Source organism: Streptomyces sp. NPDC034043, assembly GCF_055575675.1.
Genome location: NZ_JBVISF010000001.1, coordinates 445,177 through 466,169, shown reverse-complemented (window position 1 = coordinate 466,169; position 20,993 = coordinate 445,177). Strand labels below are relative to the sequence as shown.

Here is a 20,993-nt window from a genome sequence, read left to right as displayed (position 1 = left end):
GCTATCCGGCCGTCAGCAGCTCGGCGAGGGCCTGCGGCCCGACCGCCGGGTGCAGGTCGCTGACCTGGCCGTCGCCCACCTCGACGACCCGCCAGACCCCGTCCTCGCGCAGCGCCAGGTCGGTGGTGACGAAGCGGCAGCCGAGCGCCCGGACGGCCTGCCGGACCGGTGCGAGGGCGGTGCCGGGGAGTGCGGCGGCGTGCTCGGGGTGGTGGTCCGGGTGGTCCGGGTGGGGGGTCACCAGCCGCGGTTCCCCGTCGCGCCACCAGACGCGGACCTCGGGACCGGTGAAGCGCTCGAAGGCGCGCAGGACGATCCCGCCCGCGAGGAACTCCCCCTGGAGCTGCACGAAGCGGCTCACCACGCGGTGGACGGCGGGGCGGTCGGCGAGGTCGGGGAGGTGGCAGGCCTCGTGCCACTCGTGCTTGCGGGACTTGACGTAGTCCTTGACGATGCCGGCCCCGGCCGGAAGGGACGCGGAGAGGGCCGCGAGCCGGTCCCCGTCCGGGGTCTCTCCCGGCGCGGCGGGCAGCCAGCGGCTGACGGGGGTGAGCGCGGCGAACGTCTCGTACCAGCCGGGGAGTTCATGGGCCCGCCGGTAGGCCGCGGGGCTGACGGCCAGCAGGGCGCCGCGTCCGCGCAGGGCCGCGTCGAGGTCGGCGTACCGCTCGGCGGGGACCATCCAGCCCCGGTACCAGACGGCTCCGGCCCCGGCGGGGACCCGGGCCACCGCCCGCTCGGCGTCCCCGGCGAGCAGGGCGTCGTGGTCGACGAGGGCGACGGTCCCGCCGGCGGTGCGCAACTGCCGGGCCTCGGCCGCGAAGTGGGTGTCGGCCCGGCGTTCGTGCAGCGGGTCGTGGCAGTACAGGACGGTGGTGGTCGCGTTCACTCCCCCACGATAGTGATCAGCCCGCGCAGATCACGTCGTCCAGCACGATCGGCCGGGAGTCGAGGCGGACGTACGCGGTGAAGGTGTCGGTGAAGCCGGAGTCCCAGGTGGTGGTGACGGTGGCCCAGCCGACTCCGGCGGTATGGGCGACCGTGGCCGGGCCGATGCCGATGTCCTGCGGGACGCCCCGGGCGCAGAGCACCACGTCGGCGTCCGGGCTGTGGGCCTGCTTCTCCTTCAGCTGCTGCGAGACCCGCTGGCTGCGGTCGAGCGCGGAGGGGCCGTGGTCCCCGTAGAAGGCGGTGAGGAAGCTGGTGATGTCCTCGGCGGTGTGATGGCGCTGGAGGGACCAGCGGGGCACGGGGTCGGCGAGGGCGGCCGCCGGAACCGACGACGCGATCAGCGGGAACAGGGAGGCGGACAGTGCGAGCAGCACGGCGCCCGGGCGGTACGGGATGAGCGTCATGTCCGGTTTGTAGCCGCCCGCCCGCTCCAGTCGGCAGGGGCGCGGCGCGGGCTCACTCCGGTGGGCGCGGAGATTCACCGCAGAAACGACTCTCCTCATGCGCCGACCGGCCCCGGGGGGCAGCGCCGACGGGCCCCGCGGAGGCAGCGGCCTGCGATCGGGGCGTAATCCGGTCGCATGCGCGTGCGGGTTCTGTCTAGGGTCGGCCCATGGGGAAGCCGCTCGTCGCAGTGTTCAGTGGGGCCGGGATGTCGACCGATTCCGGGATTCCGGACTACCGGGGGCCCCAGGGGCTGTGGCGGCGCGACCCGGAGGCCGAGAAGCTCGTCACGTACGCGTACTACATGGCCGATCCGGAGATCCGGCGCCGGTCCTGGCTCATGCGCTCCGAGCTCTGGGCCCTTGAGCCCCGGCCGAACGCGGCGCACCTGGCGGTGGCCGAGCTGGAGCGCTCCGGCACCCCGGTGCGGGTGATCACGCAGAACGTGGACGGTCTGCACCAGCTCGCCGGGATGCCGGCGCGGAAGGTGTTCGAGCTGCACGGGACGGCGCGACAGGTGGTCTGCACCCGCTGCCACGCCCGGTCGGGCATGGCGGAGGCGCTGGCCCGGGTGGCCGCCGGGGAGCCGGATCCCGCTTGTCCCGCCTGCGGCGGGATCCTGAAGGCGGCGACGGTGATGTTCGGCGAGCGTCTCGACCCCGAGGTGCTCGCGCGGGCGGTGGCCGTGGCCAAGGGGTGCCAGGTCTTCATCGCCGCCGGGACCACCCTCCAGGTGCAGCCGGCCGCCTCGCTCGCCGGCATGGCGGCCGAGGCAGGGGCGCGCCTGATCATCGTCAACGCGGAGGAGACCCCGTACGACGCGCTGGCCGACGAGCTGATCCGCGAGCCGATCGGCACCGCCCTCCCGGCCCTCCTGGCCCGGTTCGCGTAACCCGGCCGGGCGAAACGGACCGCGCCGGGCGGGAGGGCCCGAAGCCGGGCCGGGCGAGACGGCCTGAGCCCGGCCGGGCTCACGCCGGGGACAGCTGTGCGGCGAGGCCGTCCAGGAGGAGGCCGAGGCCCAGCTCGAAGCCGCGGTCGTCGAGCGCGTCCAGGCCGGCGCCCGTGGCGGCCGCACCGCTGAGCGCGTCGGCCAGCGCCGGATAGTCGGGGCGGTAGTCGGCGGGGGTACGGCTGAAGCCCGCCGTGAAGGTCTCCAGCGCCGAGCCGAGGACCAGGTAGTCGACGGCGGCCGCCGCCTCGGCCGCCCTGGCCGGGGTGCAGCCCGCCCGCACGAGCGCGGCGAGCAGGGCGTCGTAGCCGCGCAGCGCCTTGTCGGCCTCGACCTGGCGCCGGGCCGCCGGGGCGATGGCGTTCGGGTGGCGGAGGTAGACCTGCCGGTAGCCGCGGGCGTAGGCGGCGATCCCCTCGCGCCACCGAGGGTCGTCCAGCGGGCTCAGGTCGATCTCCTCGTTGATCAGTTCCGAGACCGCGTCGAGCACGTCGTCCTTGGAGGCGACGTGGTGGTAGAGCGAGGCCCCGCGCACTCCGAGGCGGTCGGCGAGGGTGCGCATCTTCAGGGCCTGGGGGCCTTCCCCGTCGAGGAGTTCGAGGGCCGCCCGCGCGATGATCCCGCGGTTGAGCAGCGGCTGGTTGGGTCGGCCCACGGTGATCCCCCTCGTTTTCCGCCGCCAGGTTACCCGTAGGGAGGGGTTCCCAAGAGGTTCGGGCCGGGTTAAGGTCCCCGCATTCCCGATACCTAACGCCGTTAGATTTACGTTCCGGAGCGCTCCGGGCCCGCCCGGGTGCGGACGCCCGGCGTTCCCCCTCCTCCAGAGGTGCGCATGCCAGACCTTTCCCCCCTCGCCTCCGCCCCGGCCGCCCCGGCCGCCCCGCCGGACACCGATGCCGCCCGCCTGAGCGACCTGGGCTACCGGCAGGAGCTGAACCGCAGCCTCGGGGTCCTCGGGAACATCGCCATGGGCTTCGCCGTGGTCTCGCCCGTGGTCGCCCTCTACGCCGTCTCGATGGTCGGCACGATGATCGCCGGACCCGCCTGGGTGTGGGCGCTGCCGGTCGTCCTGCTCGGCCAGTGCCTGGTGGTCAACGTCTACTCCGAGCTGGCCTCGCAGTGGCCGCTGGCCGGCGGGCCCTACCAATGGGGCCGCCGGCTGCTCGGCCCGTCGTTCGGCTGGATGAGCGGCTGGGTGTGGCAGTTCGCGGTGATGTTCGGCAACACCACCGTGGCGTACCTGGCGGCCCCCTGGGTCTTCGCCCTCATCGGGGCCGTGCCCTCACCCGGCGCCCTGGTCGCCGTCGCCGCCGGGATCCTGGTGGCCTGCATGCTGGTCAACGCCTACGGGATCCGGATCCTGAGCTGGTTCGTCTCGCTGGGCATCGCCGCCGAGGCCATCGCCTCCGTGCTGGTCGGCTTCGCCCTGCTGCTGTTCTTCCGCGAGCACGGCTTCGCGGTGTTCACGCAGACCCTCGGCGCCGAGGCGCTGTCCGGCGGATCGGCCCCGATGGCCTTCCTGGCCGTCCTCGCGGTCGCCGGGTGGGGCTTCATCGGGTTCGACGCCTGCGTCTCGACCGCCGAGGAGACCAAGGACGCCGGGCGCCAGGTGCCGCGGGCCATGTGGTGGGCGCTGCTCAGCGTCGGCCTGGTCGTCGTCCTCAACGCGATGGCGGTCGCGCTGGCGCACCCGGACCCGCGGGCCGTCGTCGCCGGCGAGGACCTCGATCCGGTGACCACCGCCGTGGTCACCGCCTTCGGCTCCTGGTCCGACAAGCCCTTCGTGGCGGTGGTCCTGATCGGCTTCCTCGCCTGCGCCATGGCCTCCCAGGGCGGCGCCGCCCGCGGCGTGTACTCGCTGGCGCGGGACGGGGTGTTCCCCTTCTCCCGGCAGGTCCGCAGGGTCAACCGGCGCCAGGCCCCCATCGGCGGCCTGATCGCCTCCACCCTGGTCAGCTGCACCGGTCTGCTGCTCGGCCTGAACGCCACCGCCATCGGCAGCCTGATCGCCTTCGGCACGGCGGCCACCTTCCTGCCGTTCTTCCTCGTCACCCTGGCCGCGCTGATCGCCCGGCTGCGCGGTACGTGGGTCCCGTCGGGGCACATCCGGCTCGGGCGCAAGGGCACCTTCCTCAACGTCCTGGCCGTCCTGTGGACCGCCTTCGAGGTGGTCAACGTCTGCTGGCCACGGGCGATCCTGGCCCCGCCCGGAGCCCCCTGGTACCAGATCTGGGCCGGACTCCTCGGTACCGGCGCGGTCATCACCGCCGGCCTCGTCTACCTCGCCGTCAAGAAGCCGCAGGACACGCTGCGAGCGGCCCGGGCGCGCGAGGAGCAGGCGGCGGGCGCGCCCGCCGGCGAACTCACCGGCGAAACCCCCTGACCCGCGGCGGGTGTCCGGCGCACCGCCGCCGGACACCCGCCCGGCCCACGCGAAACCCCCCGACAGCACAAGGAGATATGTCATGCACCTGCCATGCATGAGCCGCCGCGGTTTCGGTGCCGCCGCCCTCGCGGCCGCCGCCCACCCCCTCTTCGCCGGTCCCGCCCCCGCCTTCGCCGCGGACGCGCGGACAAGGGGCGAAGAGCTCCACCACGCCCCTGCCGAATGGGAGCCCCACTCCGCCTGCGTCATGGCCTGGCCCTGGGACCGGACGACCGGATGGGGCGCACTGCTCGGCGACGTCCAGGACGAGGTCGCCGGCATCGCCCGGGCCGTCGCCCGTTTCGAGCCGGTCGTGATGGTCGCCGAACCCGGACAGGCGGCCCAGGCGCGGGCGCGGTGCGGCAGCTCGGTCACGGTGACCGAGTACCCCGTCAACGACTGCTGGGCCCGCGACACCGGCCCCGTCTTCACGGTGAACGACGCGCGGACCCGCTCGGCCGGCCTCGACTTCCGCTTCAACGGCTGGGGCGAGAAGTACCCGTACGACAAGGACGACTTCCTGCCCGTCGGCGTCTGCTCGTACCTGGGGGTCCCCCGGCGGCCCGTCGACATGGTCCTGGAGGGCGGGTCCGTCATCACCGACGGCCAGGGCACCCTGATCACCACCGAGGAGTGCCTGCTGCACCCCAACCGCAACCCGGGAATGACCCGCGCGCAGATCGAGGCCGCGCTGCTGACCTCGTACGGTGCGAGCAAGGTGATCTGGCTGCCGTACGGCCTGGCCGGCGACGACATCACCAACGGACACGTCGACCTCGTCGCCGCCTATCTCGGGCCCGCCAGGCTGCTGCTGCACACCCAGCCGGACACCGCCAGTCCCAACCACGACCGGATGGCGGCCAACAAGGCGGTGCTCGACGCCGCGACGGACGCGCTGGGGCGGCCCTTCCAACTGGTGGAACTGCACCATCAGCCGCACTTCCGGCACAACGGGCTGATGGTGCGGACGTTCAGCTACACCAACTACTACGAAACCAGCGGCAACGTCGTGGTACCGACGGCGGGCGAACCGGCGGACGCCCCGGCGCTCGCGCAGTTCGCCACGCTGTTCCCGGGCCGCCAGGTGGTCGGCGCCCCGGCCCGCACCCTGGCCTGGGGCGGTGGAGGCGTCCACTGCGTCACACAGCACGTCCCGCGCCTGCACTGAGCCGCCGCCGGTGTCCGGTACGAGCCGGCGGACGGCGTGCTGCCCGCCGCACTTGAGAGGAGACGCGGAAGATCCTTATTGACCGGTCCACTGTGGATCGCATTCATCGTTGAACCGTGCGCGAAATACGAAATGAGCCGACTTGCGATCAGGATTTCGGAGTGCTGCGCTGGAATATGCGGGGGGTGAAGGGCCAGATGATCCGGGCCCGAATGGGTTGCAGTCAGCCGCAGTAGGGGGACGCCGCGTCGTGTGACGACGGGATGCCCGGCGACGCGACCCGCTATCGGAGGTTCACGATGACACAGGTCTCTTCTGCCCGCATTCCGCTACGCCAGATCATGGCCGTGCTCTTGACGGCCGCCCTGACGTTCTCCCTTTCGGTGGTGCTCACCGTCACCGCGACAAAAGAAGCAGCCGCCTTGTGCTCCGCCAACCGGTTCAACGGAACGTGGCGCTCGTCCGACGCGAGGCTGAAGCGCATCGACGTATGGCAGGGACAGGACTGCCATCTGTACGCCAGGGCCTGGTCCGTCTGCAAGAACGACTCGTCGCGCATCTGCAGCTGGGGAAACAGGAGAATGGGAGACAGTCCCGAGCCGAACTTCCAGTTCGTCGGATACAACTGGAACAACGCCGATGAGGTGCTGCACCTGCGGATGCAGAACAGGTCTCGCATCTCAGTGTGGGACAGCACCGACTACCACAACGGTAAGAAGGTCAGCTTCACGGTCATGATGCACAAGAGCGGTTGAGCCCGCGAAAGGCAGCGACTCCGCCGCCGCGCCTGGACGAGACCCCCTGCCCGGGACAGGTGGGGGGTCTCGCCGCGAGCCGCTCGCCCCGGAACATCAGCAGCGGCCAGTGGGCTTCGGCCGGCGTCGGGTGCAGGTCGAGATGGCTCCAGGTTCGCCACAGCGCCGACCCGGCGGTCGCGACGGGCCGCGTACACCGCCGCCGTGCCGCCTGCGGAGTGCCCGTACAACCCGATCCGGCAGGCGTCCACAACCGGTGCGAGCGGCAGGTCGCCAAGCCGGTCCAGGACCAGCCGGAGGTCCGCGATCCGGGTGTCCACCATCGTGCGGAAGGTCGCCGGGTCCGGCGGTCCGATCAGGACGGTCGTCCGCATCCGGGTCGGCAGTTCCACCTGAGAAGCGTCACCTGGGTGGTCGACCAGGACGACCACTCGGCCGTGGCTCGCCAGGTCCTCGGCGAGGGTCGTGCCGAGCGTGCGGGAGTCACCGCCGCCGGGTGAGTACACCAGTACCGGCCGCCGCCCGGGCAGCGGTGGCGCGCCCACGTACCCGTGGGTGCGGACCGCGCCCCAGTCCACCGCTCCCGGCTCCGGAAGTCCCGGATGAACGCGCGGCGCGTAGTCGGCGAACAACCGGGCTTCGTCCGGGGTGAGCTGCGGGGCCCGGGAGCAGCCGCGTACCGATCGGGCCGGGTGCAGGACGGTCAGCATCAACTCCCGCACGCCGCCCGCCCACGGGTCGGTACGGGCCGGGTCCGTCAGATGAACCGTCTGATGCCTACGGGGTACGGGCCGGCGGGCACGGGCAGCCGGGGGATCGATCCGCCACCGGAGGCGGCCGCGGCCGTGGGCAGCAGATGTGGGCCAGGTCCTCCGGGTCGGTCTCCCCGCCCTCCCGAAGGAACCGGCGGACGATCGCCGCGATGTCAGGGCGCTGCGGAAGATCACCGCGTTCGCGCGCAAGGCACAGAATGGTCAACATCGGCCGGCCGCCGAGATCAGTTACTGGTGGCTTTTGACCTTGCTTCGGCGCTACCCGCCGTCAGCGCCAGGGCCCGACTGCCGAAAGTCGTTCGACTGCTGCGCGACGCCATTTGTTGCGAATTCAATGGCTTGCTGAACACCCGCCCGCCAAATGTCCCCGGTTGTCGTCACCATTCCTGCCAGCCGGTCGTATTCGACCAAGGCGTTCTCTATTCCAGCAGGCGTGCGTCTTCTGCGTGTTCGGATTCTCGGGTACCGCTCACGCCAGGCTCGGATGGCCGCGATCGCGTCCGCAGACGTGTACCAGCAGGCCGCACGTACCTGGTTCTCCAAGGCCACCGGCAGCCGGAGGCAGACCCGTTCGGGAAAGTCCCGGTCGCGGGAGCCGGGCCAGCGGCCGGGGAAGCACGCCCGCTCCGGGTAGGGCGGCCAGAGGCGGTTCCAGCCACGGGCTTCGAGTTCTCGGCGTACACCCAGGGTCGCAAACCTGTCGAGCGTGTCCAGCAGGTCGCCACGGGCCCGTATGTCCGCCAGAACCCGCAGTTGCAGGGCCCGTACCTGGGCGCGCGTCTCTCGGTGGTTGGACTCTCCGGCGGGCCATCGGTCATCCGACATGAGGCGGATACGGCGCTGCCGCTCTCTCTTCAGAAGATCACACAGCTTTTGCCGCGTGCCGAACGGCAAGCAAGCCGTCACTGGAACGGTACCGGCTCTTTCCATAGGCGTGATTATTCCTGAAGAACCTTGCAAGTTTCAGCCACTCAATTCGTTGAGTCCTGGGTGACTTTGACGAGGTGCGGCGCGGAGGAGATGGGAGCAGTCTGACTATCGAGTCGGTCGAACCCCGACCGCACCACCTGTCACTCAGGCCACAAGAGGAGGCCGTTATGGGTGCTCAACAAAACCCGACGGTGTTGAACGAGAGGCTCAGCATTCACACCGCCGCCGACGCGGCCGCGCTGTGGGACGAACTGGCGTCCCGCCATGAGCAGCTCCCCAAACTGCTCACGGGGGTGCAGGCCCACCTGGGCCTCGCCGACGGTGCGGCTCTCGATGCCCTTGCCGCAGGAGTCGTCGGTTACAGCACGGAGACGATCCTGAGCGGCAACGTACCCGTACCGCCGGAGTTCGCGGGCGCGGAAAAGGGCACAGCGGTGAACAAGCTCACCGCCACCATCGTCGCCAAGACCTACGCGGGAGCCGGCAGCGAGCAGGTGGCGGCCTGTGCCACCGTCCTGCAGGGCCACCCAAGTGAGGGAAAGGAGATCGTAGACGCTTTCGTCCTCGTCGGTCAGAAGGGTGCGCTCGTCGACACCGCCGAGGAACTCGTACCCGGTGAAGCGGGGGCGCTGGTTCCCAGGGACGGCTGGTGGGACGCGCTCACCAGGTGCCTCGGAGGCTGCGGTTCCACGTGTCTCAGCGCCGCAATGGGCTGTCCCAAGCCGAGTTGGCAGATATTCCTCGTCTGCCTCGCCGGCCGCTGTGGACTGTGCGTGGTCAAATGCGCCGCCTGTGCCACCTGCGACTGCACGTGGTGGTGCCGCATCGGCGTCGGCTGCTGCAACCACTGACGAGGAGGTCTCAGCGTGAACAGCGTTCAATGGCTGCAGGTCCCCACGCTCCCGCCGGAGCATGGGAGCGGTTCACCCCGGCCCAAGTACGAGGTCGGCAGTGCGGTCATCGTGTACGGCAAAGGCTCGGCGTACGTCGCGCTGGCCGACGAGGCCCTCGCTGCGGCTCTCCTGACTCATGGAGACGTGCAGCTCCTCACCGCCGAGCGCAGAAGGCAGCTACAGCCCGTTCCAGGCCTTCCCATGACCTGGGAGCAGCTGGAGGAGCAGGTGTCCGGTCTCGGTGCCGGGCGCCATGGCCACCACCGCTCGATCGGGCTGGGTGATGTCGTGGCAGCGATCACCCGGCGAGTACGCATCTCCGAATGCGGAAGCTGCGCCCGACGTCGCCAGGGGCTGAACCGCATCACGGTGTGGGGCTGGTGGCGCGACCGCCCGGTGCAGGCCACCGGGTAGGTGAAGTTCCTTCACCTCGGAGGTCACCGCCCGTCAACGCGCCCGTTCCTCCGAACCGGGTGGCCCGGCTTCGCGCCGGGCCACCCTCGCACGCGTGGACCGACCCCGCACGATCAGGCGTGAGGTGCGATGTCTAACCCGCGTCGGCCGCCCTGCGCATCTCGGCCACGTCCAGCTTCTGCATCCGCAGCATGGCGGCCGTGGCGCGGGCGGCGCGGTCCCGGTCCTCGTCGTCCAGCAGCTCGATGGCGCCGGGCGGGACGACCTGCCAGGAGACTCCGAAGCGGTCCTTGACCCAGCCGCAGGCGGATTCCCGGCCGCCGTCCCTGGTCAGCGCGTCGTAGTAGTAGTCCGCTTCCGCTTCGTCGGAGCAGTGGATCTGGAAGGAGACCGCCTCACTGAAGTGGAACTCGGGGCCGCCGTTGAGCGCGACGAACTTCTGGCCGTTGATCTCGAACTCGACGACCAGCACCGATCCGGCGGGTCCCGGGCCCGCCTCGGTGTAGCGGGAGGTCCGCAGGATCCGGCCGCCCTTGAAGACGGAGAGGTAGTAGTCGGCGGCGGCCTCCGCCTCGCCGTCGAACCACAGACACGTGGTGAAGCCCTGGGTGGTCATGACTGCCTCCGGAGGGGTGGATGAGGGGGCTGGGTCTGGAACGCCTTCCCTCACATACAGACCGGTCCCGCGCCCGGAATTCATCGTGGGCGCGGGACCGGTCCGTACGTTCACCCGTGCGGGCTACATCTCCAGCATGCGGTCGACGACCCGCTCGGCGGCTCGGCCGTTGTCGAGGTCGCAGAACTCGGCACGGAAGGCGGCCCGCGCGGCGGCGTACTCGGCGCCCACCGCGTCGGCGTTGCGCACGGCCTCGATCAGGCTCGCCGAGTCCGCCAGCAGCGGGCCGGGGGCCTTCTCCTCCAGGTCGAAGGTGAAGCCGCGCAGGGTGTCGCGGTAGTGCTCGAGGTCGTACGTGAACAGCAGGATCGGGCGGTCGGTCAGCGCGAAGTCGAAGAGCGCGGAGGAGTAGTCCGAGATCAGGACGTCGGCGACGAGCAGCAGGTCCGTGGTGTCGGGCCAGCGCGAGACGTCGACGGCGAAACTGTCGCGCACCCCGTCGCGGAGCTGCTCGTTCACCCGGTAGTGGCCGCGGACCAGCAGGACGTGGTCCTCGCCCAGCTCACGGCGCGCCGCGTCCAGGTCGATGCGCAGGTCGAGCTTGTAGCCGCCGCTGAAGCCCTCGCGGTTCTCGCGCCACGTGGGCATGTACAGGACGACCTTCTTGCCCTCCGGCAGGCCGAGGCGCCGCCGGACCTCCGCGATCCGCTCGGCGTCCGGGCGCACGAGGGCGTCCGTGCGCGGGCTGCCGTACTCGACGACCTCGCCCTGGTAGCCGAGGGCCCGCTTGAGGACGGAGGTGGCGTACGAGCTCGGGGAGGCCAGCAGCGTCCACTGGGCGCTGTCGTGCTCCAGGCCCTCCAGGACCTCGGGGCTGGTGTAGTAGTCGTGCGTGTAGTCGTAGCCGATCTGCTTGATCGGGGTGCCGTGCCAGGTCTGTACGACGGTCTGGCCGGGGCGGCGCGTGAAGTGCCGCGGCACGCTGTCGTTGACGACGTAGTACCGGGCGCGGGCCAGCACCTCCCAGGCCTCCAGGCTGTCGTACTGGACGGCGCGCGCGGTCGGCGGGACCTCGGCCCGGCCGTCGCGGACCAGCCAGATGTGCTCCAGCTTCTCGCCCCGGCGCAGCAGTTCCTCGTGGATGGCGCGGGGGGAGTCGCCGGCGGCGTGGCCCTGGAAGGTGTCGTAGACGACCATGTCCTTGACCGGCAGCCGGCGCTGGGCCGGGTAGGTCTCGTCGCGGGCGATGCGCTGGGCGTGGCGGGAGCGGTCGCGCGGGCTCAGCAGCGGGTCGCTGACCAGGACCATGCGGTCGCGCAGGCGGGCTTCGATCCGCATCCGGCGGCCCAGGACCGTGACGGCGTGCGGGCCGGAGCCCAGGGCCGGCGCGATCAGCTGGAGGGGGGCACCGCGGTCGACGCCGAGGAGGCCGGCGGTGGTGCCGCCCTGCGCGACCGGGCGCAGGGTGGGCCACCAGCGGCCCTGCGGGATGGTGGTGCGGCCGGCGTAGGGCTCGGGCAGGACGGGCTCGAAGGAGGCCTCGAAGCGGTCGCCGTCACGGGTGACGGGGTAGCAGAACTCCGTGCCGTGCTGGTCGTGGAAGACCAGTTCGTACGCTTCGTCCGCGTCGGCGTCCGGAGCGACGAAGGTGCCGCTCACGGTCAGGGTGCCGTCGCCGGCGGTGACGGTGTCGACCAGCGGCGGGGTGGGCTGGACGGAGAGGACGAGCTCTCCGCTGATCCCGCGCTTGGCGAAGACGGCGCGCTCTCCGGCGGTGCCGGGCAGCGGTACGGCGATCCCGGCGAAGCCGCCGCGCTCGTCGTGGGCCAGGGGGTGGCTGGTGCCGTCGGCGCGGACCACGGTGAGGTTCCACGGCTCGGGGCTCCAGCCGCCGGGCTGCGTGTCGGCGGCCGGCACGGCGGCCAGCTCGGCGAGCGGGACGACCGCGGTGAAGGCGGTCCGGCCGCCGGCGGTGGTGGCGCCGGTGGTCAGCGGGACGCCGAAGGAGGTACCGGTCAGGGCGTGCTGGGCGTGCAGGGTGGCGCCGGCACCGACCTCGGCGGCGAGCTCGCCGACCAGTTCGAGGTCCTCGCCGTGGCGGCGGACGTCCAGGACGCGGGCCCGGACGATCTCGACGCGGATGGTGAGGGCGCCCGCGACGGTCGGCAGGATGCGGACGTCGGGGGTGGCCCAGTGGGTGGGCGGGGTCATTCCGCTGTCGTGCTCGCCGCCCCTGAGGCGGGCCCGGTGCAGGCCTCCGGCCCCGGTGACGGCGATGGAGGTGGTCCATACGCCTTCGTGCCACTTGCCGCCCGACTGGAAGGCGGTGGGGTCGACGACGGCGGTGAAGCCGGCCCAGTCGGCGTGCCGCAGGGCGAGGTGCGGGGTGTTCACGGTGGCCATCGGGGAGGCGACGGTGCGGGCGCTGACGACGGTGCGGCGGCGCTTGCCCTGCTCGCGGAAGACCAGCATCTTGCGCGAGCCGAGGCGGCTCTCGGCTCCGAGGTGCCCGGGCACGGCGTAGCCGCGCAGCAGCAGCTTGCCGTCGCTCCAGGCCGCCTGCTCGAGGCGGCTGACGACGCGGCGCTCGCGCGGGCCGAGGGTGAGCAGCTTGGGCGGCACCGGCGCCTTGAGGAAGGGGTAGTCGGCCTGCGGGCGGGCCAGTCCCTTGACCGGCACGCTGTAGCTGTAGTCGCGCTGGTGGTGCGTGAGGGCGATGAACTCCTCGACGCGGCCCTCGCGGGCCAGGTAGGCCTTGAGCCGGTCCGCGACCGTCAGGTCGTTCCAGGGCCCGGTGCCGATCTCCCGGATGAGGCCGCCGACCTCCTTGACGAAGGCGGCGCGGAAGTCGGGGCCGCCCTCGCCGACGTACTTGTATATGAGGGGCAGTTCCTCGCTGAGCACGTTGTGGTCGTACTCGCGCAGGTAGCGGGCGTACTTCTCGCCCGGCTTGGCGAGCAGGGCCTCGCGGACCAGCCGTACCGAGGTGACGCGGTCGATGACGGAGACCGGGTCGGTGGAGCGCTGGGTGATGGAGCGCTCGCCGGTCTCGCGGACCCGCCAGTGGTAGACGACGTCGCTGATGACGTCGACGCTCTTGGCGAAGTAGTGCGCGGGGATGCTGACCGGGGCGTCCTCGTAGAGGATGCCTTCCGGGTACTGGAAGCCGTGCTCCTCCCAGAAGCCGCGGCGGTAGACCTTGTTCCACGCGGTGCGGTCGGTGACCAGCGGCGGGAACTTCGAGATGTGGGTCTTGGGCCGGTCGTTCGCGAACGCGACGCGGTGGCCCCAGGACTGCTGCATGCCGACGGAGCGGAAACGGGTCACGTTGCCGGCCGCGAAGTCGGAGCCGGTCTCGTCCAGGGAGTCGATCATCCGCTGGTAGGCGTACGGCGGCATGGTGTCGTCGCTGTCGACGAAGGCTATGTACTCGCTGCCCGCCGCCGCGTGGCGGAAGCCCACATTCCGCGCGGCACCGAGACCGGCGTTCTCCTGGAGGACCACCCGGAACCGTTTGTCACGCTCAGCGAAGGCCTTGGCGATCACCGCACTGGTGTCGGTGGACCCGTCATCGACGATCACGACCTCGAAGTCGGCGAACGTCTGAGCTGCTATGGATTCCAGGCACTCGTCGAGATAGAGCTCGACGTTGTAGACGGGTACGACGATGCTCAGGCGCGGGGGCATGGGTGACGGGTTCTCCAGCGTTTATGGCTTTATCGACGGGCTCGAAGATCAGCTGATTACAGCATCTTACTCTGTAACAGGATGATAAAGTCCACCCATCCCGGACATATCCCCAGGTCCGCCGGGGCGGACGGCAAAGAATTCCGCCGCCCGCCACCGCACCGTCACGGTCCCGAGGCCTACGTCAGATGTCCAGATCGGCTTCGATCTTCTTCAGCTGCAGCCGGGCCATGGCCAGGTTGGCCCGGCCCCGGTCGAGGGCGAGGTACAGGAAGAAGCCCTCGCCGGACCGCCCCTTCAGCAGCCTGATCAGGTGGTACTGGTTGCCGAGCGTGATCAGGATGTCCTCGATCTCGTCCTTCAGGCCGAGCATCTCCATCGTGCGGACCTTGGCCCGGACCACGTCCGTGTTGCCCGCGGCGGCCACCGCCAGGTCCAGGTCCTTGCTCCCGCCGACGGTGCCGAGGGGCATGCCGCTGCCGTAGTCGACGAGGGCCGCGCCGAGGGTGCCCTCGATGCCGGCGGCTTCCTTGAGAGCGGTCTCCACATTGATCATGGGATTCTTCCTCTTTCTGCAGTCGCCCGCACCGAGACGGGCCGGGGGATTCGCTTTCGCGTCTTACTTGTTTGCTCTCGAGAACGTCAGGGGTGCTCCGGGGCGTGTTCCGGGAGGACGGCTCCCGCGGGCGGCGCCTCGGGGCCGCGCCGGCCGAGGCTGTGGTCCATCAGCTCGGTGATGCGCAGGGTGGAGCGGCGGGCCTCCAGGTGGAGACGGCCGACGTTGACGCGCGGCTCCGCGATCAGGGTGAGGACGGCCGAGTCCCCCGCGGCGTAGGTGGCGACGTACCCGTGCTCGCCGCGCACCAGCAGTTCCCGGAAGCCGCCCTGCCCGGTGCAGTCGCTGAGCCGCTGGGCCACGCCTAGGGCGGCCGCGGTCAGCGCCGCGAGGGACTCGGCCTCGGCGGCGGCGCTCTCCTGGGCGAGCACCAGGCCGTCGGCGCTGGCGGCGAGCACCCCGGTGAGCTGGGGTACGCGGGCCCGCAGCCGCCGGAGCTCGGCGAGTACGTCGGCTTCGGCCCCGGCGGGCAGCATCGGTGGGCTCATGTCGGCCTTCCTCTCTCCGGGCCGCCTCTCCTCGGACTGCCTGCGCTCGGAGCGGTCGGCTCGCAGGACCGGTCGCAGCGGGAGTCTCACAGGCTTGCCTCCAGTGCGTCGCGTAACCGGCGGAGCAGTGCCACGTCCGGGGGGTGGGCCTGGGTCATCCAGTCGGGCAGGGGTTCCGGGGCCGGCGCGGCGGGCGGTGCCGTGCTGTGCGGGGTCTCGACGAGGCCCGCGGCCGCGAGTCTTCGTACCTCGAGCAGGGTGTGGAAGGCGGGCCGGCCCAGCACCCACGCGAGGTCGGCGGGGGTCCGTACGCCGTCCGCCTGTTCGAGCAGGAACTTCTGCCGGGCGGTGACGGTCTGCCCCGGGGCGGCCGCCCTGGGCACCACCGGGGAGACGTCGAGCAGGGGGTAGGGCCACACCGCGTCCAGCAGCTCGCGGCGGCGGGCGGTCTCCCGTTCCACGGCGGCCGCCGGAACCGAGCGGACCGGGCCGATCCAGTGGGTGGCGCCGCGGCGGAACCGCGAGGGGCCGCTGCCCGGGGAGAGCGCGAAGAAGGCCGCGTCGAATATCGCCGCGAGGTGGCATATCTCCAGTTCGCCCCCGGCCAGCCGGCCGTTGTCGACGAGGAAGCGGCCCACCTGGCGGCGGGCGCCGGCCTCGTTCACGGCCTCGGTCCAGCGCTCGGGGGCCAGACCCCCGCCGGTGGTGAGCAGGACGTCGAGACCCGGGGTGGCGGGGCTCTCGGCGTGCACGACGCGGCCGTCCTCCAGGAAGAGGGTGCCCCGGTCGCGCAGCAGGGCTCCGGTGGCGCGTTCGGCGGCGAGCCGGGTGAGCAGCGGGGAGACGGCGGTGGCGGTGGTCATCTCAGGACCAGTCCTTCGGCGAGGGCGCGGAGTCGGTGCCGGGCGAGGGCGAGGTTGCCGTCGGTGCGGTCGAGCCACAGGTGGAGGAAGACGCTGCTGTCGAAGCTCGTCTCGACGAAGCGCAGCACGTGGTAGCCGGTGCGCGTGGTGACGATCAGGTCCTCTACGGGCGGGCCGGGGGCGCCCGCGTCGTCCGGCCCGGGCGCGAAGGACTCGTACTCGGCTGCGGCGCGGGCCAGTTCCGCGGTCTCGGCGGCTGTGGTCTCATGGTCGCCGACGGGCGAGTCACCGGCGGTGCCGAGGGCCAGCCCGCTGCTCCAGTCGACCAGCGCGGCGCCCCGCGCACCGGGCAGGGCCATGGCTTCGAGCAGGCATTCGTCGATCCCAGGCACCGCGGGCTCCCCTCCCGGCCGGACGTGCTGTTCGCACGGTCGTACGGCGTGACAGAAGGGAACTTACTCAAGTTCCACAGTGCGAAAAGGGGTTCTGGCATTTTCCGCTGGAACATGCGTGGTAGGGCGTGACAGCTTGGCCGGAACCCGTCCGTTTTTGATCAAGACTGGGAATCAGGGGCATCCGGCACGGGGCCGTCCGGCCGGCCGAGCGGCTCAGCCGGTCGCGCCGCTCAGCCCGCGGAGCGCTCCGGGAGCAGACGCTCCACCATCACCTCGAGGAGGTCGTCGACGGGGTGGGCTTCGAGCAGGGCCGGGATGGTGAGGTCGTCCACGATCAGGCCCTGCATCGCGAGGTAGAGCAGCACCACGCCCGCCCGGTCCCCGGGCAGGCCCGCGCCCAGGTGCCAGGCGATGTTCTCCTCCAGCTCGGCGGCGAGGAACGCGGAGAGTTCCGCCTGGAGTTCGGGCCTGCGGGTGGCCTCCAGACGCAGCTCCAGCACGGCGGTGTGCACGCTGCGCTCGCGCCGGATCCGCCCGAGCAGCCGGCCGAGCAGCACCTTGGTGTCGAGGGGGCCGGCCAGCTCGTCGGGGCCGGGGGTGAGGCGCTCGCGGGTGCGGTGCAGGATCTGCACCAGCAGCTGGCCCCGGTTGGCGAAGTAGTTGGAGGCGGTTCCGGTGGGCACCCCGGCCTCGGTGTCCACGGCACGCAGGGTCAGGCCGCGGGAGCCCTCGCGGGCCAGGACCTCGATGGCGGCGTCGAGGAGGGCGGCTCGGCGCTGCGGATTCTGGCGCATGACGGTTCCCGGGGTTCGCGGCGGCTGGGCGCGTACTCGTGAGCACTGCACCCACAGTACTCAGCACACGCTAGCGGACCACCGCCCTCCGGGCCCTCCCCACGGTCCCCTCCCCCGTGCCACCCTGCCCGTCATGGACCGGATCATCGAGGAGATACGCGAGGACCTGAGCCGCCGGATCGCCGTCGCGGCGGACCGGCTCACCGACCGGACGCTGACCGGAGATCCGGCCTGCGCCGCCCTGACCGGGCGGGCCGAGCTGCGCGAGCGGATCCACCACACCCTCCACCAGGCCGTCGACGGCCTGGTGCGCAGCTCCCGGGGGCTGCCCGTCGAGTTGTCCGGCGCCCGCGCCACCGGAACCCTGAGCGCCGGTCAGGGACTGCCGCTCGACTCGCTGCGGCGCACCTACCGGGACGGCGGACGGCTGCTGTGGCAGAGCCTGACCGAGGCGGTGACCGCACACGACCGGGCGGCACTGCCGCGGCTGCTGCCCGCGGTGGGCGCGCTGTGGGACGTACTGGACCAGATGACGGAGGCCGCCTCGGAGGCGTACCGGCTGGCGGAGGCCGGGCGGGGCGAGCGCGAACGGGAGCGCCGGGCCGCCCTGCTGGACGCGCTGCTCGACGGCTCGGGCCCGGTGGCGGAGGCGGCCGCGCGGCTGGGGTTGCCGGAGCGGGGGCGGTTCGCCGTGGTGGTGCTCGGCCCGGACGGCGCGGGCGGCCCGGCCCGGCCCGACGGCGGACCGGCGTCCGGACCGGACTCCCCGCGCCTGCTGTGGCGGATCCGGGCGGACGGGGAGACGGGCCTCGCCGACCTGGGCCACCACCCGCTGGAGTCCCTGCGCCGTCTGTTCGCCCCGCTCGCCGTCCGCGCCGGGGTGAGCCCGGTGGTCGGGACCCCGGCCGAGCTGGCGGGGGCCCGCCGGCTGGCGGCCCTCGCCCTGCGCGCCGAGCAGCCGTCCGCCGCACCCGGCGCCGCCCTGCTGGACGAGCGGCTCCCGGCGGCGCTGGTGGCGGCCGATCCGGAACTCGCCGCCCGGCTGCGGCAGGTGGTGCTGGGGCCGGTGCTGGAGCTGCCGACGGAGGACGCCCGGGTGCTGCTGACCACGCTGGGCACGTGGCTGGCCTGCCAGGGCTCGACCACGTACGCCGCGCAGCGGCTGTACTGCCACCGCAACACGGTCTCCAACCGGCTGCGCCGCCTGGAGCGGCTCACCGGCCGCGCGCTCTCGGACCCGGCGCACGTGGTGGAACTGGCCCTGGCACACGCGGCGGCGGCCCAGGGCCCCTCCGCCGCCGGTACTACTCCGGCCGCGCCGCCGGGGCCTGCGGCATCTGCCGGGCCGACTCCAGCAGGTACGGCACGTCGATCACCGCGACCCCCGGGGTGAACAGCAGCCGTGCCTTCAGCCGCAGTGCGTTCTGGTTGTGCAGGGGCTGCTCCCACCAGTGCCCGACCACGTACTCGGGGATCACCACCGACAGCGCGTCCGTCGCCTCGGCGGCCGCCGCCTCCTCGATGTACTCCATGACCGGCCCGGTCACCTCCCGGTAGGGCGAGTGCAGCACCGTGAGCGGGATCCCCGGGTCGAGTTCCGCCCAGGCCTCGCGCAGGTGCCGGGAGTCCTCCTCGTCGGCGGCGACGGAGAGGGCGCTGAGGGTGTCGGGCCGCAGTCCCTGGGCGTAGCCGACGGCCTTGAGCGTCGGGGCGTGCACCTGGGAGACGAGGACGACGACGTGGTGGCGGGAGGGTCTGCGGGGTCTGGCGCCCGGGGCGACGGCCACCTGGCGGGCGACCTGGTCGTAGTGGCGGCGCACCCCCTTCATGCCGAGGAAGAGGGCTGGCATCGCGATGACGACCAGCCAGGCGCCGTGCGTGAACTTGGTGATCAGGACGATGACCAGGACCAGGGCGGTGAGGGCCGCGCCCACGGCGTTGATGGCGAGGCGGCGGTGGATGTGGACGCGTTCGGGCCGCGGCGTGGCGGGGGAAGCGAGCTCGCGCCTCCAGTGCCGGACCATGCCGGACTGGGAGAGGGTGAAGGAGACGAAGACTCCGATGATGTAGAGCTGGATGAGGCGGGTGAGCTGGGCGTCGAAGGCGACGATCAGCGCGACGGCGGCGAGCGCCAGCAGGACGACGCCGTTGGAGTAGACGAGGCGGTCGCCGCGGTTGAAGAGCTGACGGGGCGCGTACCGGTCCCTGGCGAGGATCGAGGCCAGCATCGGGAAGCCGTTGAAGGCGGTGTTCGCGGCCAGGACGAGCACGCCGGCGGTGACGGCCTGGAGCAGGTAGAAGAGGAAGTGCCAGCTCCCGAAGGTGGCGCGGCCGATCTGGGCGAGCGCCGTGGACATGGGGGTGCCGGGGGGCAGGCCCAGTTCGGTGGGGTCCGCCGCGGAGTGCACGTGGTACGCCATGGCGAGGGCGGTGATCCCGGCGAACATGGTCACGGAGAGCAGCCCCATGACGGCCAGGGTGGTGGCGGCGTTCCGGGCCTTGGGCTTGCGGAAGGCGGGGACGCCGTTGCTGATGGCCTCGACGCCGGTGAGGGCCGTGCAGCCGGAGGCGAAGGCGCGCAAGGCGAGGAAGACCACGGCGAGGCCGGTGTAGGTACCGGCGGCGGTGATCGGGAGGTCGGCGGACTCGGCCCGGATGGTGTCGCCGGTGGCGAGCCGGACGGCGGCGACGGCGAACATCACGTAGACGACGAGCACGAACCCGTAGGTGGGGACGGCGAAGACGCGCCCCGACTCCCGTACGCCGCGCAGGTTCATCAGCGTCAGCAGCACCACGAAGCCGACGGACAGGAGCACTTGGTGGTCGCTGAGGGCGGGGACCGCCGAGGTGATGGCGGCGACCCCGGAGACGACGGAGACGGCGACGGTCATCACGTAGTCGACGAGCAGGGCGCTGGCGGCCGTGAGGGCGGCGGTCGGGCCGAGGTTCTCGCGGCTGACGACGTAGGCGCCCCCGCCGCCGGGGTAGGCGTGGCAGGTCTGCCGGTAGGAGGCGATGACGACCACCATCAGGAAGACGATGGCGGCGGCCGCGTACCAGGCGAGGTGGAGCAGGGCGGCTCCGCCGAGGGCGAGGATCAGCAGGATCTCCTCGGTGGCATAGGCCACGGAGGAGAGCGGGTCGCTGCAGAAGACCGGCAGCGCGAGCCGTTTGGGCAGCAGGGTCTCGCCCAGGCGCGCGCTGTCGAGCGGCTCGCCGACCAGCACGCGTTTCGCATGGATTCGCCTCATTCCGGCATGATCATCGATTTCGGCCGGATATCGGGCTTTACAGGTGTTACGTGGCTGTGTCCCGGGGCGGAGCGCTACGCCGAACGGCCCAGACGGTCCCGGCCGTCACATCCTGGCGGCCGCGGCCTTGATGGCCTCCCGGATCCGGAAGTAGGTCCCGCAGCGGCAGATGTTGGCGATGGCGTCGATGTCCTCGTCCGTGGGGTCGCTGGTCCGCTTGAGCAGCGCCACGGCGGCCATGATCTGCCCCGGCTGGCAGAAGCCGCACTGGGCGACGTCCTGCTCGAGCCATGCCTCCTGTACGGGGTGCAGCCGGTCGCCGTCGGCCAGCCCCTCGATGGTGGTGACCTGCCTGCCCGCGCAGGCGGAGACGGGAACCACGCAGGGGCGGACGTCGGCTCCGTCGAGGTGGCTGGTGCAGGCCTTGCAGACGTCCACCCCGCAGCCGTACTTGGGGCCGGTGACGCCCAGCATGTCGCGGAGCACCCACAGCAGGGGGAGGTCGTCCGGGGCGTCGACGGTGACGCTGCGGCCGTTGACGGTGAAGGTGTGCAGAGGCACGGCGGCGTACTCCAGCG

The 20,993-nt window shown here is 72.0% G+C and carries 20 protein-coding genes; 7 read left to right on the top strand and 13 right to left on the bottom strand.

The window, feature by feature from the left end; genetic code table 11:
- Position 1 precedes the first annotated feature (1 nt).
- Together ACZ51S_RS02495 and ACZ51S_RS02490 are read right to left on the bottom strand one after the other, a co-directional pair.
- On the bottom strand, positions 2 to 889 hold the full coding sequence (locus tag ACZ51S_RS02495) for an ATP-grasp domain-containing protein (RefSeq protein ID WP_468477143.1): 888 nt from the start codon (positions 887 to 889) through the stop codon (positions 2 to 4).
- Positions 890 to 905: 16 nt separating this feature from the next.
- Positions 906 to 1,355 (bottom strand): hypothetical protein, encoded by a 450-nt coding sequence (locus ACZ51S_RS02490; RefSeq protein WP_468477144.1) that lies wholly within the window; start codon positions 1,353 to 1,355, stop codon positions 906 to 908.
- 209 nt (positions 1,356 to 1,564) lie between these two features.
- Between ACZ51S_RS02490 and ACZ51S_RS02485 the strand changes: the two genes are divergently transcribed.
- On the top strand, positions 1,565 to 2,287 hold the full coding sequence (locus tag ACZ51S_RS02485) for an SIR2 family NAD-dependent protein deacylase (RefSeq protein WP_468477145.1): 723 nt from the start codon (positions 1,565 to 1,567) through the stop codon (positions 2,285 to 2,287).
- A 79-nt stretch (positions 2,288 to 2,366) separates the two neighbouring features.
- On the opposite strand, the gene ACZ51S_RS02480 is transcribed toward ACZ51S_RS02485, so the two are convergent.
- On the bottom strand, positions 2,367 to 3,002 hold the full coding sequence (locus ACZ51S_RS02480; protein WP_468477146.1) for a TetR/AcrR family transcriptional regulator: 636 nt from the start codon (positions 3,000 to 3,002) through the stop codon (positions 2,367 to 2,369).
- A 177-nt stretch (positions 3,003 to 3,179) separates the two neighbouring features.
- On the opposite strand from ACZ51S_RS02480, the gene ACZ51S_RS02475 reads away from it, so the two are divergent.
- The 3 genes from ACZ51S_RS02475 (at position 3,180) to ACZ51S_RS02465 (ending at position 6,695) form a co-directional block, all read left to right on the top strand.
- Positions 3,180 to 4,730 carry an APC family permease gene (locus ACZ51S_RS02475; RefSeq protein ID WP_468885226.1) on the top strand — a complete coding sequence of 517 codons (1,551 nt, stop codon included), beginning with the start codon at positions 3,180 to 3,182 and terminating at the stop codon, positions 4,728 to 4,730.
- A gap of 82 nt (positions 4,731 to 4,812) precedes the next feature.
- Positions 4,813 to 5,940, top strand: a complete 1,128-nt coding sequence (locus tag ACZ51S_RS02470; protein ID WP_468959346.1) for an agmatine deiminase family protein — start codon at positions 4,813 to 4,815, stop codon at positions 5,938 to 5,940.
- A gap of 299 nt (positions 5,941 to 6,239) precedes the next feature.
- Positions 6,240 to 6,695 (top strand): hypothetical protein, encoded by a 456-nt coding sequence (locus ACZ51S_RS02465; RefSeq protein WP_468477149.1) that lies wholly within the window; start codon positions 6,240 to 6,242, stop codon positions 6,693 to 6,695.
- On the opposite strand, the gene ACZ51S_RS02460 is transcribed toward ACZ51S_RS02465, so the two are convergent.
- Positions 6,641 to 7,405, bottom strand: a complete 765-nt coding sequence (locus ACZ51S_RS02460) for an alpha/beta hydrolase family protein (protein WP_468801859.1) — start codon at positions 7,403 to 7,405, stop codon at positions 6,641 to 6,643. The genes ACZ51S_RS02465 and ACZ51S_RS02460 overlap by 55 nt on opposite strands.
- Positions 7,406 to 8,565: 1,160 nt before the next feature.
- Here ACZ51S_RS02460 and ACZ51S_RS02455 point away from each other — a divergent pair.
- Together ACZ51S_RS02455 and ACZ51S_RS02450 are read left to right on the top strand one after the other, a co-directional pair.
- Positions 8,566 to 9,249: a hypothetical protein gene (locus ACZ51S_RS02455; protein WP_468801858.1), complete on the top strand. Its 684-nt coding sequence runs from the start codon at positions 8,566 to 8,568 to the stop codon at positions 9,247 to 9,249.
- Between the two features lie 15 nt (positions 9,250 to 9,264).
- A complete protein-coding gene (locus ACZ51S_RS02450) occupies positions 9,265 to 9,705 on the top strand; it encodes a hypothetical protein (RefSeq protein ID WP_468801857.1) in 441 nt (146 codons plus the stop codon).
- Positions 9,706 to 9,838: 133 nt separating this feature from the next.
- On the opposite strand, the gene ACZ51S_RS02445 is transcribed toward ACZ51S_RS02450, so the two are convergent.
- The 7 genes from ACZ51S_RS02445 to ACZ51S_RS02415 all read right to left on the bottom strand — a co-directional run bounded on the left by ACZ51S_RS02445 (position 9,839) and on the right by ACZ51S_RS02415 (position 17,164).
- Positions 9,839 to 10,321, bottom strand: coding sequence for a VOC family protein (locus tag ACZ51S_RS02445; RefSeq protein WP_388936454.1), 483 nt, complete (start codon positions 10,319 to 10,321; stop codon positions 9,839 to 9,841).
- Positions 10,322 to 10,444: 123 nt separating this feature from the next.
- Entirely contained in the window at positions 10,445 to 14,008 is a 3,564-nt protein-coding gene (locus tag ACZ51S_RS02440) for a bifunctional glycosyltransferase/CDP-glycerol:glycerophosphate glycerophosphotransferase (RefSeq protein ID WP_468959343.1), read from the bottom strand.
- A 184-nt stretch (positions 14,009 to 14,192) separates the two neighbouring features.
- Complete coding sequence (locus ACZ51S_RS02435; RefSeq protein ID WP_388936460.1) at positions 14,193 to 14,564, bottom strand: hypothetical protein; 372 nt, start codon at positions 14,562 to 14,564, stop codon at positions 14,193 to 14,195.
- Between the two features lie 86 nt (positions 14,565 to 14,650).
- Entirely contained in the window at positions 14,651 to 15,112 is a 462-nt protein-coding gene (locus ACZ51S_RS02430) for a roadblock/LC7 domain-containing protein (protein WP_468477153.1), read from the bottom strand.
- An 86-nt stretch (positions 15,113 to 15,198) separates the two neighbouring features.
- Entirely contained in the window at positions 15,199 to 15,975 is a 777-nt protein-coding gene (locus ACZ51S_RS02425) for a transcriptional regulator (RefSeq protein WP_468477154.1), read from the bottom strand.
- Entirely contained in the window at positions 15,972 to 16,367 is a 396-nt protein-coding gene (locus ACZ51S_RS02420) for a hypothetical protein (RefSeq protein WP_362467359.1), read from the bottom strand. The genes ACZ51S_RS02425 and ACZ51S_RS02420 overlap by 4 nt, the downstream gene beginning before the upstream one ends.
- A 233-nt stretch (positions 16,368 to 16,600) precedes the next feature.
- On the bottom strand, positions 16,601 to 17,164 hold the full coding sequence (locus tag ACZ51S_RS02415) for a TetR/AcrR family transcriptional regulator (RefSeq protein ID WP_468477155.1): 564 nt from the start codon (positions 17,162 to 17,164) through the stop codon (positions 16,601 to 16,603).
- A gap of 133 nt (positions 17,165 to 17,297) precedes the next feature.
- Between ACZ51S_RS02415 and ACZ51S_RS02410 the strand changes: the two genes are divergently transcribed.
- The gene (locus ACZ51S_RS02410; RefSeq protein WP_468801853.1) at positions 17,298 to 18,557 is read left to right on the top strand and encodes a PucR family transcriptional regulator; all 1,260 of its coding nucleotides are present in this window, start codon (positions 17,298 to 17,300) and stop codon (positions 18,555 to 18,557) included.
- Here the strand turns inward: ACZ51S_RS02410 and ACZ51S_RS02405 are convergent.
- On the bottom strand, positions 18,469 to 20,415 hold the full coding sequence (locus ACZ51S_RS02405) for an APC family permease (RefSeq protein ID WP_468477157.1): 1,947 nt from the start codon (positions 20,413 to 20,415) through the stop codon (positions 18,469 to 18,471). The two genes, ACZ51S_RS02410 and ACZ51S_RS02405, sit on opposite strands and share 89 nt — an antisense overlap.
- A gap of 105 nt (positions 20,416 to 20,520) precedes the next feature.
- The gene (locus ACZ51S_RS02400; RefSeq protein ID WP_468477158.1) at positions 20,521 to 20,976 is read right to left on the bottom strand and encodes a (2Fe-2S)-binding protein; all 456 of its coding nucleotides are present in this window, start codon (positions 20,974 to 20,976) and stop codon (positions 20,521 to 20,523) included.
- Positions 20,977 to 20,993: the final 17 nt, after the last annotated feature.

Excerpts from the sequence above, each read along its gene's own strand:
- ACZ51S_RS02490 (WP_468477144.1), bottom strand. The coding sequence starts at position 1,355 with ATGACGCTCATCCCGTACCGCCCGGGCGCCGTGCTGCTCGCACTGTCC.
- ACZ51S_RS02485 (WP_468477145.1), top strand. The coding sequence starts at position 1,565 with ATGGGGAAGCCGCTCGTCGCAGTGTTCAGTGGGGCCGGGATGTCGACC.
- ACZ51S_RS02475 (WP_468885226.1), top strand. The coding sequence starts at position 3,180 with ATGCCAGACCTTTCCCCCCTCGCCTCCGCCCCGGCCGCCCCGGCCGCC.
- ACZ51S_RS02470 (WP_468959346.1), top strand. The coding sequence starts at position 4,813 with ATGCACCTGCCATGCATGAGCCGCCGCGGTTTCGGTGCCGCCGCCCTC.
- ACZ51S_RS02465 (WP_468477149.1), top strand. The coding sequence starts at position 6,240 with ATGACACAGGTCTCTTCTGCCCGCATTCCGCTACGCCAGATCATGGCC.
- ACZ51S_RS02460 (WP_468801859.1), bottom strand. The coding sequence starts at position 7,405 with ATGCTGACCGTCCTGCACCCGGCCCGATCGGTACGCGGCTGCTCCCGG.
- ACZ51S_RS02455 (WP_468801858.1), top strand. The coding sequence starts at position 8,566 with ATGGGTGCTCAACAAAACCCGACGGTGTTGAACGAGAGGCTCAGCATT.
- ACZ51S_RS02445 (WP_388936454.1), bottom strand. The coding sequence starts at position 10,321 with ATGACCACCCAGGGCTTCACCACGTGTCTGTGGTTCGACGGCGAGGCG.
- ACZ51S_RS02440 (WP_468959343.1), bottom strand. The coding sequence starts at position 14,008 with ATGCCCCCGCGCCTGAGCATCGTCGTACCCGTCTACAACGTCGAGCTC.
- ACZ51S_RS02435 (WP_388936460.1), bottom strand. The coding sequence starts at position 14,564 with ATGATCAATGTGGAGACCGCTCTCAAGGAAGCCGCCGGCATCGAGGGC.
- ACZ51S_RS02430 (WP_468477153.1), bottom strand. The coding sequence starts at position 15,112 with ATGAGCCCACCGATGCTGCCCGCCGGGGCCGAAGCCGACGTACTCGCC.
- ACZ51S_RS02425 (WP_468477154.1), bottom strand. The coding sequence starts at position 15,975 with ATGACCACCGCCACCGCCGTCTCCCCGCTGCTCACCCGGCTCGCCGCC.
- ACZ51S_RS02415 (WP_468477155.1), bottom strand. The coding sequence starts at position 17,164 with ATGCGCCAGAATCCGCAGCGCCGAGCCGCCCTCCTCGACGCCGCCATC.
- ACZ51S_RS02410 (WP_468801853.1), top strand. The coding sequence starts at position 17,298 with ATGGACCGGATCATCGAGGAGATACGCGAGGACCTGAGCCGCCGGATC.
- ACZ51S_RS02405 (WP_468477157.1), bottom strand. The coding sequence starts at position 20,415 with ATGAGGCGAATCCATGCGAAACGCGTGCTGGTCGGCGAGCCGCTCGAC.